Annotated in this window: 12 protein-coding genes; 4 read left to right on the forward strand and 8 right to left on the reverse strand. The window is 71.7% G+C overall.

Translation table 11 applies throughout. The features are described from left to right. Positions 1-7 precede the first annotated feature (7 nt). The gene (locus ABZ098_RS01300) at positions 8-274 is read left to right on the forward strand and encodes a DUF6343 family protein (RefSeq protein WP_356586024.1); all 267 of its coding nucleotides are present in this window, start codon (positions 8-10) and stop codon (positions 272-274) included. 22 nt (positions 275-296) lie between these two features. On the opposite strand, the gene ABZ098_RS01305 is transcribed toward ABZ098_RS01300, so the two are convergent. The 4 genes from ABZ098_RS01305 to rpsA all read right to left on the reverse strand — a co-directional run bounded on the left by ABZ098_RS01305 (position 297) and on the right by rpsA (position 4,044). Beyond that, a complete protein-coding gene (locus tag ABZ098_RS01305; RefSeq protein ID WP_356586026.1) occupies positions 297-677 on the reverse strand; it encodes a tetratricopeptide repeat protein in 381 nt (126 codons plus the stop codon). A 50-nt stretch (positions 678-727) separates the two neighbouring features. Then, complete coding sequence (gene coaE / locus ABZ098_RS01310; protein ID WP_356586028.1) at positions 728-1,336, reverse strand: dephospho-CoA kinase; 609 nt, start codon at positions 1,334-1,336, stop codon at positions 728-730. Between the two features lie 28 nt (positions 1,337-1,364). Beyond that, positions 1,365-2,303, reverse strand: coding sequence for a PAC2 family protein (locus ABZ098_RS01315; protein WP_356586030.1), 939 nt, complete (start codon positions 2,301-2,303; stop codon positions 1,365-1,367). Between the two features lie 235 nt (positions 2,304-2,538). Further along, complete coding sequence (rpsA, locus tag ABZ098_RS01320; RefSeq protein WP_356586032.1) at positions 2,539-4,044, reverse strand: 30S ribosomal protein S1; 1,506 nt, start codon at positions 4,042-4,044, stop codon at positions 2,539-2,541. Positions 4,045-4,346: 302 nt separating this feature from the next. Here rpsA and ABZ098_RS01325 point away from each other — a divergent pair, with 302 nt between their 5' ends. Then, positions 4,347-5,270 carry a class I SAM-dependent methyltransferase gene (locus tag ABZ098_RS01325; RefSeq protein ID WP_356586034.1) on the forward strand — a complete coding sequence of 308 codons (924 nt, stop codon included), beginning with the start codon at positions 4,347-4,349 and terminating at the stop codon, positions 5,268-5,270. Between the two features lie 39 nt (positions 5,271-5,309). Further along, complete coding sequence (gene hrpB / locus ABZ098_RS01330) at positions 5,310-7,784, forward strand: ATP-dependent helicase HrpB (protein WP_356586036.1); 2,475 nt, start codon at positions 5,310-5,312, stop codon at positions 7,782-7,784. On the opposite strand, the gene ABZ098_RS01335 is transcribed toward hrpB, so the two are convergent. From ABZ098_RS01335 to ABZ098_RS01345, 3 genes are all read right to left on the reverse strand, one after another. Then, positions 7,774-8,757 (reverse strand): DUF3068 domain-containing protein, encoded by a 984-nt coding sequence (locus ABZ098_RS01335; protein WP_356586037.1) that lies wholly within the window; start codon positions 8,755-8,757, stop codon positions 7,774-7,776. The genes hrpB and ABZ098_RS01335 overlap by 11 nt on opposite strands. Positions 8,758-8,778: 21 nt before the next feature. Next, on the reverse strand, positions 8,779-8,913 hold the full coding sequence (locus tag ABZ098_RS01340) for an SPW_0924 family protein (protein ID WP_107405601.1): 135 nt from the start codon (positions 8,911-8,913) through the stop codon (positions 8,779-8,781). 146 nt (positions 8,914-9,059) lie between these two features. Continuing rightward, on the reverse strand, positions 9,060-10,811 hold the full coding sequence (locus tag ABZ098_RS01345) for a lytic murein transglycosylase (protein ID WP_356586039.1): 1,752 nt from the start codon (positions 10,809-10,811) through the stop codon (positions 9,060-9,062). Between the two features lie 308 nt (positions 10,812-11,119). Here ABZ098_RS01345 and ABZ098_RS01350 point away from each other — a divergent pair, with 308 nt between their 5' ends. Further along, positions 11,120-11,965: a DUF4184 family protein gene (locus tag ABZ098_RS01350; protein WP_356586041.1), complete on the forward strand. Its 846-nt coding sequence runs from the start codon at positions 11,120-11,122 to the stop codon at positions 11,963-11,965. Positions 11,966-12,883: 918 nt separating this feature from the next. Here the strand turns inward: ABZ098_RS01350 and polA are convergent. Next, a complete protein-coding gene (gene polA, locus ABZ098_RS01355; RefSeq protein WP_356586043.1) occupies positions 12,884-15,610 on the reverse strand; it encodes a DNA polymerase I in 2,727 nt (908 codons plus the stop codon). Positions 15,611-15,741 lie beyond the last annotated feature (131 nt).

Below are 15,741 nucleotides of genomic sequence, written 5' to 3' on the forward strand. Positions count from 1 at the left end.
GATCCCGATGCGTACGGGCAGTGAGCCGACGACAGCGCGCAGTGCACTGCGGGCGCGGTTCTGGCTGAGCGTGTGGGGGCTGGTCTGGGCGGTCTTCGGCACGGTCGCGTTCGCGCTGGCGGGCCGCCCCGGGTGGGCCATCGTCTGCGGGGTGCTCTGGCTGGTGATCACCGTCGACACGACGATGATCCTCCGGCACATCCGTCAGGGCCCGCACTACCAGCCGGGCCCCGACATCCCGCCGTACCGGCCGCCGGAGAACCGCCCCCGGTAGCCGCGGCACGCCGAGGCGGCCGTCAGTCGTCGAACCGGGCCGCCTTCAGGAACTCCGGGTTGGGGTCCAGCGCGGCCGCCAGCCGGAAGTGCCGCCTGGCCTGGTCGGGCCGTCCCTGCCGCTCATAGGTGCGGGCGAGCGCGAAGTGGGCGAAGGCGTTGTCCGGCTCGCGCTCCAGGACGATGGTGAACTCCAGCTCGGCGGGCCGCAGTTGCGCGGCGGCGAAGAAGGCCCGCGCGCGCAGCAGCCGGGCCGCGGTGTTCTCGGGGTGGGCGGCGATGACGGAGTCGAGCAGCTTCACCGCGCCCCGCGGGTCCCGCGCGGAGAGCAACTGCTCGGCCGCGCGGTAGTCGATGACATGCGTCTCGGGAGTACGTCCGGTCGATCCGCTGGTCTCGGGCACGGCAAAGTCCTTCCCTCACTGGAAGGGTTCAACGCCCGGACCCCGGGACGCTATTCCTGGGACGCCCGCGCTCGCCGCACGAGATCACCCCATACGTCCCGCACGCGTTGCCGCAGATCGTCCAGGGGCACGTCGTTGTCGATCACGATGTCCGCGATCTCCAGGCGCTTCTCGCGGGTCGCCTGGGCGGCCATACGCGCGCGTGCGTCCTGTTCGGTCATGCCGCGCAGCCGGACGAGTCGGTCGAGCTGGGTCTCGGGGCTCGCGTCGACGACCACGACCAGGTCGTAGAGCGGCGCGAGGGCGTTCTCGGTGAGGAGCGGGACGTCGTGGACGACGACGGCGTCCTCGGCGGCGGCCGACTCGAGCTCGCGGGAGCGGGCGCCCACCAGGGGATGCACGATCGAGTTCAGTACGGCGAGCCGGTCCGGGTCGGCGAAGACGATGGAGCCCAGCTTGGGGCGGTCGAGGCCGCCGTCCGCGGCGAGTACGTCCTCGCCGAAGGCGTCCACGACCGCGGCGAGGCCGGGCGTGCCCGGCGCGACGACCTCGCGCGCGATGCGGTCCGCGTCGATCAGGACGGCGCCGTGCTCCACGAGGAGCCTGGACACCTCACTCTTGCCGGCGCCGATACCGCCGGTCAGGCCCACCTTCAGCATGTCGGGAAGCCTAGACGCTCCGCGCGCGTCAGTTGTCGCCTTCTCGTTCCGCCAGGAAGCGCTCGAACTCCATCCCGATCTCGTCCGCCGACGGAATCTCCACGGGCTCGGCGAGCATGTTGCCCCTGCTCTCCGCGCCGGCCGCCGCGTCGTACTGGTGCTCCAGCCCCTGGACCAGGGCCACGAGGTCCTCGTCGCCCTCCTGGATCTGGCGGTCGATCTCGGTCTGGGTGCGGTGGGCGTCGGTGCGCAGGGCGTGGGCGATGCCGGGCAGGACCATGCCGGTGGCGGCGGTGATGGCCTCCAGGACGGTCAGGGCGGCGTCCGGGTAGGGCGAACGGGCGATGTAGTGCGGGACGTGCGCCGCGACGCCCAGGACGTCGTGACCGGCCTCCATGAGCCGGTACTCGACCAGCGCCTCGGCGCTGCCGGGCACCTGCGCCTCCTCGAAGGGACTGCGGTGGCCAGGGACGAGGTCGTGGCGGTTGCCGTGCGGGGTGAGGCCCACGGGGCGGGTGTGCGGGACGCCCATGGGGATGCCGTGGAAGTTCACCGACAGCCGGACGCCGAGCCGTTCCACGATCTGCTGGACGGCCGCGGCGAAGCGCTCCCACTCCACGTCCGGCTCCGGGCCCGACAGCAGCAGGAACGGCGCTCCGGTGGCGTCCTGGACGAGCCGCACATCGAGCGTGGGCTCCTCGTAGTCCGTCCAGCGGTCGCGCTTGAAGGTGAGCAGCGGACGGCGGGCGCGGTAGTCCACGAGCCGGTCGTGGTCGAACCGCGCCACGACCTGGTTCGGCAGCGAGTCGAGCAGCCGGTCGACGATCTGGTCGCCGGTCTCGCCCGCGTCGATGTATCCGTCGAAGTGGTAGAGCATGACCAGTCCGGCCGACTCCTGGGCGAGCGCCATGTCGACGACGGCGAGGCCCTTGGGCTCCCATGCGTACAAACCCTGCGGATCAAGCACAGTGACCGCTCCTCCTCGTGTTCATACAGCACAACACGCCCTGGAACAGCGGCATTCCCATCCGGGGCCCTGATCAGCCCATCTCTTCACGGCTTTTCATGACCAAGCGCGGCATCAACTCCCCAGGGGCGCGGGGAACTGCGCGACCAGCCCCCACCGGCCCGCAGACAAAACACCGAGGGACCGCACCCCGAAAGGTACGGTCCCTCAGTCAAGAGCTACAGCTCAGTGGGCGTCAGCTCTGCCCACCAGCCAGCTTCTCCCGCAGCGCGGCAAGCGCCTCGTCCGACGCCAGCGCACCGGAGGTGTCCGCACCCTCGGAGGAGTACGAACCGCCACCGCCACCACCCGCGACCGGAGCCGCACCGGCAGCGTCGCCGCCCTCGGCCGCGGCAGCGGCGTCGGCCTCGCGGGACTTGATGACCTGCTGCTGGTGCTGCTCGAAGCGGGTCTGCGCCTCGGCGTACTGGTTCTCCCACACCTCACGCTGGGACTCGTAGCCCTCGAGCCAGTCGTTGGTCTCGGGGTCGAAGCCCTCGGGGTAGATGTAGTTGCCCTGGTCGTCGTACGACGCGGCCATGCCGTACAGCGTCGGGTCGAACTCGACCGAGGCCGGGTCGGAACCGAAGGCCTCGTTGGCCTGCTTCAGCGAGAGGCTGATGCGACGACGCTCGAGGTCGATGTCGATGACCTTGACGAAGATCTCGTCGTTGACCTGGACGACCTGCTCCGGGATCTCCACGTGGCGCTCGGCCAGCTCGGAGATGTGGACCAGACCCTCGATGCCCTCGTCCACGCGGACGAACGCACCGAACGGAACCAGCTTCGTGACCTTGCCGGGCACGACCTGGCCGATCTGGTGCGTGCGGGCGAACTGCTGCCACGGGTCTTCCTGGGTCGCCTTCAGCGACAGGGAGACACGCTCGCGGTCCATGTCGACGTCGAGGACCTCGACGGTGACTTCCTGGCCGACCTCGACAACCTCGGAGGGGTGGTCGATGTGCTTCCAGGAGAGCTCGGAGACGTGCACCAGACCGTCGACGCCACCCAGGTCCACGAAGGCACCGAAGTTGACGATCGAGGAGACGACGCCGGAGCGGACCTGACCCTTCTGGAGGGTCGTGAGGAACGTCTGGCGGACCTCGGACTGGGTCTGCTCGAGCCAGGCGCGGCGGGACAGGACCACGTTGTTGCGGTTCTTGTCCAGCTCGATGATCTTCGCCTCGAGCTCCTTGCCCACGTAGGGCTGGAGGTCACGGACTCGGCGCATCTCGACGAGGGAGGCCGGCAGGAAGCCACGGAGGCCGATGTCGAGGATGAGACCACCCTTGACGACCTCGATGACGGTACCGGTGACGATGCCGTCCTCTTCCTTGATCTTCTCGATGGTGCCCCAGGCGCGCTCGTACTGGGCGCGCTTCTTCGAGAGGATCAGGCGGCCTTCCTTGTCCTCCTTCTGGAGAACAAGGGCTTCGATCTCGTCACCGACGGCGACGACCTCGTTGGGGTCGACGTCGTGCTTGATCGAGAGCTCGCGGCTCGGGATGACACCTTCGGTCTTGTAACCGATGTCGAGCAGGACCTCGTCCCGGTCGACCTTCACGATGACGCCGTCGACGATGTCGCCGTCGTTGAAGTACTTGATCGTCTCGTCGATCGCGGCGAGGAAGGCTTCCTCGTTACCGATGTCGTTGACCGCTACCTGCGGAGTGGTAGAGGTGGTCTCGGTGCTGCTCGTCATGTGGGAAAGGGCTCCGGTACGGACAGTGAGTCGTAGGTACTGCTTACGCCGGGAGCCCGTTTCGCACTGAAGAAGCCGGACAGCCAAGGAAGCGCCACACCGAGAAAGCTCTGGTGGCGCCTCGACAACCGAGGGGACATACAACAGATGCGAGCGCAGCCTGCTACGTCTGAGGAGCGCAGGCCCGCAGCGCAACTTGTAGCATACGGGGGCAGCCGGACAGGGTCAATGCGCGAAGGCGCACACCCGGGGCGGATCGCCGCATACCCGGCACAAAACCTGTCTCACGAGGCCACGCGCGCGTGACGGCGCCCCATTTACGACGGCCGCCGCGACGCCCCGTCCGACAGGTCGGACGGAAGAGCCCGCAGACTAATACGAGGGAGCCGATCATCCAAGAGCCCGCATCACACCAGCAGGAGTCCGGCCCGGACGCGGAGTCGCAGGCCACCCGGCGTGACGCGGACGTCACCGAGAGTGCCCGGGCCAACCGCGGCTGGTGGGACCGCAACGCGGACGAGTACCAGGTCGAGCACGGCACCTTCCTCGGCGACGACCGCTTCGTGTGGGGCCCCGAGGGCCTCGACGAGGTGGAGGCCGAGTTGCTGGGCCCGCCCGAGGACCTCAAGGGCAGGGACGTCCTGGAGATCGGCGCCGGCGCGGCCCAGTGCGCGCGGTGGCTGGCCGCGCAGGGTGCACGCCCCGTCGCCCTCGACATCTCCCACCGCCAGCTCCAGCACGCCCTGCGCATCGGTGCGTCCTTCCCCCTGGTGTGCGCCGACGCGGGCGCGCTGCCCTTCGCGGACGGTTCCTTCGACCTGGCGTGCTCGGCGTACGGCGCCCTGCCGTTCGTCGCCGACCCGGTGCTGGTCCTGAAGGAGGTGCGCCGCGTGCTGCGCCCCGGCGGCCGCTTCGTCTTCTCGGTGACGCACCCGATCCGCTGGGCCTTCCCCGACGAGCCGGGCCCCGAGGGCCTGTCCGTCTCCGCCTCCTACTTCGACCGCACGCCCTACGTCGAACAGGACGACGAGGGCCGCGCCGTCTACGTGGAGCACCACCGCACGATCGGCGACCGGGTCCGTGACGTGGTCGCCGGCGGCTTCCGCCTGGTCGACCTGGTGGAGCCGGAGTGGCCGGCCTGGAACACCTCGGAGTGGGGCGGCTGGTCCCCGCTGCGCGGCAACCTGATCCCGGGCTCGGCGATCTTCGTGTGCGAACGGGACTGACCCACCAGGGTGTCCGGGCGGCCGTACGACACTAGGGGCGTGATCCGTTACGACGCCCTGGACGCCCTTCCCGTACGCAGTGCTCTGCCCGCGCTCGGCGAGGCCCTGGAAGGCCACGGCACGGCCGTCCTCGTGGCACCGCCCGGCACCGGCAAGACGACCCTCGTGCCGCTGGTGCTCGCGGGACTGCTGGACTCCGGCGCACCCGCGCGGAGGGTCGTCGTCGCCGAGCCCCGCCGGATCGCCGCCCGCGCGGCCGCCCGCCGGATGGCGTGGTTGCTGGGCGAGAAGGTCGGCGCGAGCGTCGGCTACACCGTGCGCGGCGAGCGGGTGGTCGGAGCGCACACGCGCGTGGAGGTCGTCACGACGGGTGTGCTGCTCCAACGGCTCCAGCGCGACCAGGAGCTGACCGGCGTCGACGTGGTGGTGCTCGACGAATGCCACGAGCGGCATCTGGACGCGGACACCACGGCGGCCTTCCTGTGGGACGTACGGCAGGCCCTGCGGCCGGAGCTGAGGCTGGTGGCCGCGTCCGCGACGACCGACGCGCAGGGGTGGGCGCGGCTGCTGGGCGACGCGCCCGTGGTCGAGGCGGAGGGCGTCTCGCATCCGGTGGAGGTCGTGTGGGCACCGCCCGCCCGTCCGGTACGGCCGCCACACGGCATGCGGGTCGATCCCGCGCTGCTCACGCACATGGCGTCGGTCGTACGGCGGGCTTTGGCCGAGCGGTCGGGGGACGTGCTGTGCTTCCTGCCGGGCGTGGGCGAGGTCGCGCGTGTGGCCGGCCAGTTGGGGGCTCTCGGTGACGTGGAGGTGCTCCAGGTGCACGGGCGGGCGCCGGCGGCCGTGCAGGACGCGGTGCTGGCGGGCGGGGAGCGGCGCCGGGTGGTACTCGCGACCGCCGTGGCGGAGTCGTCCCTGACCGTGCCGGGGGTGCGGGTGGTCGTCGACTCGGGGCTCGCCCGGGAGCCGCGTGTCGACCACGCGCGCGGGTTGAGCGCGCTGGCGACCGTGCGGGCCTCGCAGGCCGCCGGGCGGCAGCGGGCGGGGCGGGCCGGGCGGGAGGCGCCGGGTGCGGTGTACCGGTGCTGGGCGGAGGCCGAGGACGCCCGGCTGCCGCGTTTCCCGGCGCCGGAGATCAAGGTGGCCGACCTGACGGCGTTCGCGCTCCAGGTGGCCTGCTGGGGCGATCCGGACGCGTCCGGCCTCGCTCTGCTGGATCCGCCACCCGGCGGGGCGATGGCCGCCGCGCGGGACGTCCTGACGGCCGTGGGGGCGGTGGACGCGGACGGACGGGCGACCGAGCGGGGGGCGCGGCTGGCTCGCCTGGGCCTGCATCCCCGGCTGGGACGGGCCCTGCTGGACACCTCCGGCGCGGGCGTCGAGACGGTCGCACTGCTGTCGGAGCAGCCGCCGCGGGAGTACGGCGACGACCTGGCGGCCGCCGTGCGGACCGCTCGGCGGGGCGGTGACGCCTACGCGGGACGGTGGCGGACGGAGGTGCGGCGGCTGCGGTCGGCGTCGAAGGAGTTCACGCGCACGGACACCGGCGACGACGGCCTCGTCGCCGCGCTCGCTTTCCCCGAACGGGTCGCCAAGGCCGACTCGGGCTCCTATCTCATGGCCTCCGGCACCCGCGCCGAACTCTCCGACGGCTCGCCGCTGCGGGGCTCGCCCTGGATCGCCGTGGCCGTGGCGGACCGGCCCGTCGGCAAGGGCCACGCGCGTGTGCAGCTCGCCGCCGTGATCGACGAGGACACCGCCCGGTCGGCGGCGGCTTCCCTCCACTCCGAGCGCCAGGAGGTGCACTGGGCCGACGGGGACGTGGTGGCGCGGCGGGTGGAGCGGCTCGGGGCGATCGAGCTCGCGGTACGGCCGCTCAGGGACGCCGACCCCGTCCTCGTACGCGAGGCCCTGCTCGAAGGGCTCCGTCAGGAGGGGCTGCGGCTGCTGCGGTGGACGTCCGACGCGGACGTCCTGCGGCAGCGGCTGGCGTTCCTGCGCCACCACCTCGGCGACCCGTGGCCGGACGTTTCCGAGGACGCGCTGCACGCGCGCGTGGACGAATGGCTGGAGCCCGAGCTGAGCCGGGCCCGGCGGCGGGCCGACCTGGCGCGCATCGACGCCGGGCAGACCCTGCGAAGGCTCCTGCCCTGGGCCTCCGGCGAGGCCACGCGGCTGGACGAGCTGGCGCCCGAGCGGATCGCCGTACCGAGCGGGTCCAGGATCCGGATCGACTACGGCACCCCCGAACAGCCCGTCCTCGCGGTGAAGTTGCAGGAGATGTTCGGGTTGCAGGAGTCGCCCCGGATCGCCGGTGTGCCCCTCCTGGTCCATCTCCTCTCCCCCGCCGGGCGCCCCGCCGCGGTCACCGCTGACCTCGCCTCGTTCTGGAAGGACGGCTACAAGGGCGTGCGGGCGGAGCTGCGCGGCCGGTATCCGAAGCATCCGTGGCCGGAGGACCCGGCCGGCGCGGAGCCGACGCGGTACACCACCGCGCGGCTCAGGCGGTGACCGGTTCGGGTTCGTCGGCCTTCGCGGGGGCCGGGCGGCGGCCGCGGGCTTCGAGCAGCAGGGCCAGCGCCAGGAGCAGGACGCCCAGGATCAGGAAGCCCCACGGCAGGTAGGAGGTCATGAGCAGGACGAGGGTGCGGTTCGACTTGACGAGGTCGACGGTGTGCTCGATGTAGTCCTCGCGCATCTTCACGTCACCGGCGAAGACCGTCACCTTGTCGCGGCCGCCGAGCAGGGTGCCGCCGCGCAGTTCCTCCTTGTGGAGTTCCTCGCCGTAGACGGGGGCGCCGGTGAGGGGTTCGATCCAGAACTTGCGGACGGTGGTGTACCAGCGGGTGGTGCCGGTCTTGGCGATGGACGCGGGGGTGATGCCCTGGACCGGCATGGTCTTCGGGAAGGGCACCTTGGTCCAGGGGACGGTCTGCTCGAAGTAGTAGACGTCGAGGCCGCGGAAGTCCTGGGTGCCCTTGTAGTGGATGGGGGCCGAGGTGCGGGCCTGGGCGTCGAAGTACTCGTAGTCCCGTTTCTCGGTGAGGAAGGGCCACTTGAACTCGATGCCCTCGCGTTTGACGGGGTCGCCGTCGACCATCTCGCCGGGGGCGTGGACGGGGTCCTGGGTGTGGGCGTCGAAGATGTAGCGCTCGGGGATCTTGGAGACCATCTTTCCGTCGGGCCCGACGACGTAGGACAGGCCGTCCCAGACGACGACGTCCTTGCCGGCGGTCTTCTCGATCGCCTCGGAGGCCTCCACGTTGCCCTTGAGGGTCTGCACGATGGTGACCTTGGAGACCTTCTTCGCGGTCATCGAGCCGTAGTCGATGAGGGTCGCGCCCCTGGCCTCCAGGACCATGTCCTGGTACTGGTTCGCGGGGATCTTGGCGAGGCGCGGGAAGGCGTACCAGCGCAGCAGCGGGGACAGCGCCGCGAAGAACACGGCGAGGGCGAGCAGGACCAGGCTGGTCTTGCGGCGCATCTCGGCCTCCCGGGCGGACGGTTACGGGTGTGCGGGCACGGTGGTCAGCAGCGGTTTCGGGGACGTCTTGCCGGTCGGCGTGCCCAGCGCGGTGATCGTGAGGACCAGGGCGAACGCGAGGGCGAGACCGGTCGCGGCGGCGATCAGGGCGCGCATGACTGCCTCCCTGCGGACGGGAACTGATGCATCGTCAGATCCGGCACCGTAGCAACGCCCGGGCGAGATGAGAACAGCTCGCGCACGCACGGAGGGCGCCCTGTCCGCCGTAGCGGAAAGGACGCCCTCAGGGGTGGGTCCCGTGCCTATGAACTCGCGCTGGGGCTCGGCGAGGGGCTCGCGGAGGTGTCCGCGGCGGCCGCCACGGTCAGCGTGACGTCGAGGGTCGCGCCGCCCGCGGTGGTGATGCGGAGCACGTAGGTGCCGGTGGTGTCGTCGGAGTAGAGCTGCGGCAGCTTCAGCAGGCCGTCCGCGTCCGTGGTGAGGCCCGTCAGGGTGCGGACGGTCTTGCCGTCGGCGTCCTTGAAGTAGGGGCCCTTGTCGTTCGCGGTCGCGTCGTCGGCCGACTTGATCAGGGTGGCGGTGGCGGCGACCTTGTCGGCGACGGCGCCCTTGTAGGTGGCCTTCACCTGGACCGCGTCGGCGAACTGGCCGCCCGGGGTGCAGGTCAGCGCGGTGTCGCTGGTACGGACGAGGGTGTCGGCGACGCGCTGGGTGACGGTGGCCGAGTAGATCGGGCCGGTGACCGTACGGCCGATGAGGGTGGCCCTGACGGCGAAGGTGCCGGTGGTCTCGCCCGCCTGGAGCGCGGGCGCGGTGGCCACGCCGGAGCTGTCGGTCAGGGCGGTGGCGACCTTCTCGCCGCCGGTGAAGGTGGCGTCGGTGTCGCCCAGGATCGTGTAGCGGATCCGGACCTTGGCGACACCCTTGCCGGCGGCGTTCTCGGCCTTGGTGCTCATCTTCTCGGTGAACGCGTCGCCCGCCATGGCGGCGAGCTTCCCGGTGCCCGAGTCCTCCAGGTGGTCCACGGACTGGGTGGGCGTGACGGGCGGCGTCGTCGGGGGCGCGGTGGGGCCGCCCGACGAGGGCGGGGTGGTCGAGGGCGGAGTCGGAGTCGGCTTCGGCTTCGGCGAGCCGGTGCCGGGCGTGGTCGGCCTGGTGGAGCCCGGGGTCGAGGTCGAGGGCACCGAGGGGGTCGAGCCACCGGTGCCGCTGCTGCCGTCGCTGCGGCTGCCCGGGACGGTGCCGGTGCCGTCGGGGATCTCGTGGGTGCCCTTGCGGTAGTACTCCAGCCACGACAGGACCGTGTTCACGTAGTGCCGCGAGGGGTTGTAGCTCAGGATCGCCTTTTCCAGATCCCCGCTGTTCGACAGGTCCCAGTTGTAGCGGCACAGGTAGTGAGCGGTGGCCAGGGAGGCGTCGTAGATGTTGTTCGGGTCCTTCACCCCGTCGCCGTTGCCGTCGCGGCCGGCCCACTTCCAGGTGGACGGGATGAACTGCATGGGCCCGACGGCCGAGTCGTACGCGGTGTCGCCGTCGTAGACGCCGTTGTCCGTGTCCTTGATGAGCTCGAAGCCGTTGCCGTCGAGCTGCGGACCGATGATCTTGGAGGTGGTGGTGCCGTCCGCGTCGACGCGGCCGCCGCGGGCCTGGCCCGACTCCACCTGGCCGATGGCGGCGAGGAGTTGCCAGGGCAGGTTGCAGCCGGGCTTGGACGCCTGGAGTTCGGCCGCGGCCTGCTTGTAGGCGGCGAGCACGGTCGCGGGTATGCCCGCCTCGGACGCGACCGGGGTGATGGGGGTGATGGCGGAGCCGTCCGTCGGCGCGGGGCTCGGGGTGTTCAGCGGCGGCAGGTCCGTGTAGTACGGCGAGTTGCCGGTCGCGCCGGTCCCGGCGGCCGGATCGGGAGAGGCCTCGGCACCGGTGGCGGTCGATCTGCCGTTGTCGTCGGCCGTGACCCCCGGGGCCTGGGAGGCGGACAGTGCCGCGACCGCGAGTGCTGCCACGGCGGTGGTCGTCGCCCCTTTGGCCAGCCTCCTGCCGAATTGCGCCGCCATAAAGTGAACCCCTCCTGTGGACGCCCGAGCGCCCTTCTCCGTCTGTCGCTCTCGTCCGGTTGTGACAGTCGAACCGCCCTGGAGGTTGCCCCCGTGCCGCGCGGTAATTCCTGATGCGCACGTTCGACCGAGCTCCCCAGCGCGGTGACCCGTGTGACCCTACGACAACTTCCTTTTCTCGGACACCGGTTCGTGCCCGATATTCACCGGTTGGCCATGTTCGATCGGTGCGGGCTCGCGTCGCCCATACTGGACGGAACCCATCACCCGGGCCGCCACCCGGCCAACACCCGCCCCGAGGAGCCCCGTTGCCGTTCACCCTGAGCCATGCGGCGGCGGTACTGCCCGCGGTGCGCACCGACGGAACGGGCCGCGGCCGACTGGCTCCGGCCGTGCTCGTGGCCGGATCCTTCTCGCCCGACATGACCTACTACGCGGCAAGTGTCGTGTCCGGGGCGATGGAGTTCGGCACCGTCACGCACTCCTTCCCGGGCGTCTTCACCATCGACGTGCTCGTCGCCTGGGCGCTGGTGGGCCTGTGGCTGCTGCTGCGCGAGCCGCTGGTGGCCCTGCTGCCCCGAAGACGACAGGGCAGGGTGGCGACGCTGCTGCGCTGCGGCACCCCACGCGCACGCGTGCGTACGGCACTGGCCGTGCGCTGGTACGCCTCCGCCGTCCTGGGAGCGCTGACCCACGTCGTGTGGGACGCGTTCACGCACCACGACCGGTGGGGGATGCGGCTCTTCCCCGCCTTGGGCCGGGAGGTGGCCGGCTCCCCTCTGTACTGGTATCTGCAGTACGGCGGTTCGGCGCTGGCCGCGGTGGTGATCGCCGTGTTCTGCGCTCACGCGCTGCGAAGGGCGCCCGTGGCGGGCGAGCCGCGGGGCGTCCCCGTGCTGTCGGTGCGGGACCGGTGGTGGGCGGTGGCCGTGATCGGCGGGTGCATGACGGTGGGTGCGTTGCAGCGGGCCTCGCGGTGGTGGGAGTACTGGGGTTCCACCGCGAAGCCCTGGGAACTGATCCCGACCCTCTGCTTCGGCGCGGGCGCCGGTCTGGTGCCGGGGGTGCTGCTGTTCGCCGCGGGGGTCAGGCTGTGGCGCCCGGCCCCGGTGTCCGACGCCCGGGAGGAGTCCGGTCTCCCGCTCGCTCGCTGACGGCGTCCGCAGCCGCGATGAACACCGTCATGGTGGGCATCGGACGGGATCGGGGCAGCAGGGTGAGGGCGAGAGCGAGATGCCCGAGGGCCAGTTCGGCCCACAGCCGAGGGCCGGACGGCTCCTCTTGGCCTACGACGTCCCGCTCACCGCGGGTGACACGGTGCCGTAGCTCCGCCGCGGTGTGGCGCAGGGTAGTGAGGCGCAGGGTGGTGAGGCGGACCGGGATGCGAGGGCGTGCCGCCCTGATTCGCACCCGGCGCACGAGTGTCACCAGGTCGAAGGGGATGCGGGCGGTGCTTGCGGCGGCCGCGTGGGCCGGAACCGGGGGACGTACGGACGGGGCCCTGTCGGCGTGCGCCGGCGCCTGCGTCCGTCCGGGGACCGCCCGGCCGTGGAGCATGCGTATACCCATGACGGCATCCTGGCCGCGGGCGCGAGCGGGGGCGCGGCTGCGGGGGCCACGCGAGTGACGGTGCCTCCGGCGGTTGGGCGGGGCGCTTGGGGGGTGCCGGGTTCGGTTTGGGGCGGGTGCGGGTGCGTGGGGGCTGGTCGCGCAGTTCCCCGCGGGGCCGCTGCGCTGGGCTTGGGCCGGGTGCCTACGGGGGTGCCGGGTCGGGTTGGTGGGCGGGTGCGGGTCCGTTGTGGCCGATCGCGCAGTTCCCCGCGCCCCTAGGGGGTTGCGGTCACCCTGCGCCACGACGAGCCGTTGCATCCGAGGGGGCGGGCGGGTGCGGGTCGGTGGGGGCTGGTCGCGCAGTTCCCCGCGCCCCTGGGGGGTTGCGCTCACCGGCGTTCACGAGGCACCCGCCCCCACCGAACCCGCGCAGGCCGCCGCAGGCGTCCAGGGGCGCGGGGAACTGCGCAAAGAACGCCCGCCCCCACCAAGCCGCACACACTCCGCCCAACCGCCGGAGGCTAGTGCGCGGCGGACTCCCAGTCCGAGCCCGACCCCACCGAGACGCCCAGCGGGACCCGGAGATCCACGGCGTCGGACATCTGCCGTCGGACGATCTCCTCCGCCGCCTTCTGCTCCCCCGGCGCGACCTCCAGCACGATTTCGTCGTGGACCTGGAGCAGCATCCGGCACGCGAGACCGGCGTCGCGCAGGGCGCCGTCCACCTTGAGCATCGCGATCTTGACGATGTCGGCCGCCGTCCCCTGGATCGGCGCGTTGAGGGCCATCCGCTCGGCCGCCTCACGCCGCTGGCGGTTGTCGCTGTTGAGGTCGGGAAGGTAGCGGCGGCGCCCGAAGAGGGTCGCCGTGTAACCGGTGGCCCGGGCCTCGTCGACCGCCCGGCGCAGATAGTCCCGCACCCCGCCGAACCGCTCGAAGTACGCGTCCATCAAGGCACGGGCCTCCCCCGCCTCGATGTTCAGCTGCTGCGAGAGCCCGAACGCCGACAACCCGTACGCCAGCCCGTACGACATCGCCTTGATCTTCCGCCGCATCTCCGCGTCCACCGCGTCGGGCTCGACCGCGAAGACCTGGGAGGCGGCCGTGGTGTGCAGGTCCTCTCCCGAGGTGAACGCCTCGATGAGCCCGGCGTCCTCGGAGAGGTGGGCCATCACCCGCAGCTCGATCTGGCTGTAGTCCGCGGTCATGAGGGACTCGAAGCCCTCCCCGACCACGAACCCGCGCCGGATCGCCCGCCCCTCGTCCGTACGGACCGGGATGTTCTGGAGGTTGGGATCCGTCGACGACAGGCGGCCCGTCGCCGCGACCGTCTGGTTGAACGTCGTGTGGATACGGCCGTCCGCGGCGACCGTCTTGATCAGGCCCTCCACCGTCACCCGCAGCTTGGCCTGCTCACGGTGCCGGAGCATGATCACCGGCAGTTCGTTGTCCGTCTGGGTGGCGAGCCAGGCCAGTGCGTCGGCGTCCGTCGTGTAACCGGTCTTCGTCTTCTTGGTCTTCGGGAGGCCGAGCTCGCCGAAGAGGACCTCCTGGAGCTGCTTGGGCGAGCCGAGGTTGAACTCGTGCCCGGCCGCCGCGTGCGCCTCCTTCACGGCCTGCTGGACCGCGCCGGCGAACATCTGCTCCATGGCCTCGAGGTGGGCCCGGTCGGCGGCGATGCCGTGCCGCTCCATGCGGGCCAGCAGGGCGGAGGTGGGCAGCTCCATGTCGCGCAGCAGGTCCGCGGCGCCGACCTCTTCCAGGCGGCCCTCGAAGGCGAAGCCCAGATCGAGCACGGCCCGCGCCTGGATCATCAGCGCCTCGGCCTCGGCCCCGTCGTCCGCGCCGAAGGCGAGCTGCCCGTCGGCCGCGGCGGCGGGCGCGAGCTCCCGGCCCAGGTACTCGAGGGACAGCGCGTCCAGGTCGAAGGAGCGGCGCCCCGGCTTGACGAGGTAGGCGGCGAGCGCGGTGTCCATGGTGACGCCGGCGACGCTCCAGCCGTGCTCGGCGAAGACCCGCATGGCGCCCTTGGCGTTGTGCAGCATCTTGGGCCGGTCGGCGTCGGCGAGCCAGGCGACCCAGGCCCTCTCGTCGGCCTCGTCCAGCTCGGACGGGTCGAACCAGGCGGCGGCCCCGTCGGACGCGGCCAGCGCGACCTCGGCGACCGAGCCGGTGCCCAGGGCCCAGGTGTCGACGGTGGCGAGACCCAGGGGCTGTGCGCCGTGCTCGGCGAGCCAGCCGGCCAGCTCGCCGGTGCCGAGCACCGTGCCGTCCACCGCCACGCCCGGCGCGGCGACCGGGGTGCCCTCGGCCTCCTCGGCGCCCGGGTCGACGGCCAGCAGCCGCTCCCGCAGGGACGGGTTCCTGATCTCCAGGGTGTCGAGGATCATCGCGAGCGACTTGCGGTCGTACGGCAGGCGCTCCAGGTCCGTGACCGCCTTCGGCAGCTCCACCGTGCGCACCATCTCGGTGAGGCGGCGGTTGAGCTTGACGGACTCCAGGTGGTCGCGGAGGTTCTGCCCGGCCTTGCCCTTGACCTCCTCGACGCGCTCGACCAGCTCCGCGAACGAACCGAACTGGTTGATCCACTTCGCGGCGGTCTTCTCGCCGACGCCGGGGATGCCGGGGAGGTTGTCGGACGGGTCTCCGCGCAGGGCCGCGAAGTCGGGGTACTGGGCGGGCGTCAGGCCGTACTTCTCGAAGACCTTCTCCGGGGTGAACCGGGTCAGTTCCGAGACGCCCTTGGTGGGGTAGAGCACGGTGGTGTGCTCGGAGACCAGCTGGAAGGAGTCGCGGTCACCGGTGACGATCAGCACCTCGAAGCCCTCGGCCTCGGCCTGGGTGGCGAGCGTGGCGATGACGTCGTCGGCCTCGAAGCCGTCGATCGCGAAGCGCGAGACGTGCATCGCGTCGAGGAGCTCGCCGATCAGCTCGACCTGGCCCTTGAACTCGTCGGGGGTCTTGGAACGGTTGGCCTTGTACTCCGTGAACTCCTCGGAGCGCCAGGTCTTGCGGGACACGTCGAAGGCCACCGCGAAGTGGGTGGGCGCCTCGTCGCGCAGGGTGTTGGCCAGCATCGACGCGAAGCCGTAGATCGCGTTCGTCGGCTGGCCGGTCGCGGTGGTGAAGTTCTCCGCGGGCAGCGCGAAGAACGCGCGATAGGCCAGCGAGTGCCCGTCCATGAGCATCAGACGCGGGCGGCTGCCGCCGGGGCTGTTGTCGGTCTTCTTCGCTGCTGTCTCTGCCACGCCCCCGATCCTGCCACGCCCCACTGACAGTCAGACCCGCCCGCCGCCGACGGCACGCGACGCGCGAGCTGCGCCGCCGTCTCCCGCGGGCCCGGCAAACACCGTTGTCAGCGGCGCGTGCGAGGATCGGA

Origin of the sequence: Streptomyces sp. NPDC006335, from assembly GCF_040612795.1 — a bacterium.
Taxonomy (GTDB): domain Bacteria; phylum Actinomycetota; class Actinomycetes; order Streptomycetales; family Streptomycetaceae; genus Streptomyces.

Coding starts and splice junctions, on each gene's coding strand:
- ABZ098_RS01300 (WP_356586024.1), top strand. CDS start 8: ATGCGTACGGGCAGTGAGCCGACGACAGCGCGCAGTGCACTGCGGGCG.
- coaE (WP_356586028.1), bottom strand. CDS start 1,336: ATGCTGAAGGTGGGCCTGACCGGCGGTATCGGCGCCGGCAAGAGTGAG.
- rpsA (WP_356586032.1), bottom strand. CDS start 4,044: ATGACGAGCAGCACCGAGACCACCTCTACCACTCCGCAGGTAGCGGTC.
- ABZ098_RS01335 (WP_356586037.1), bottom strand. CDS start 8,757: ATGCGCCGCAAGACCAGCCTGGTCCTGCTCGCCCTCGCCGTGTTCTTC.
- ABZ098_RS01340 (WP_107405601.1), bottom strand. CDS start 8,913: ATGCGCGCCCTGATCGCCGCCGCGACCGGTCTCGCCCTCGCGTTCGCC.
- ABZ098_RS01345 (WP_356586039.1), bottom strand. CDS start 10,811: ATGGCGGCGCAATTCGGCAGGAGGCTGGCCAAAGGGGCGACGACCACC.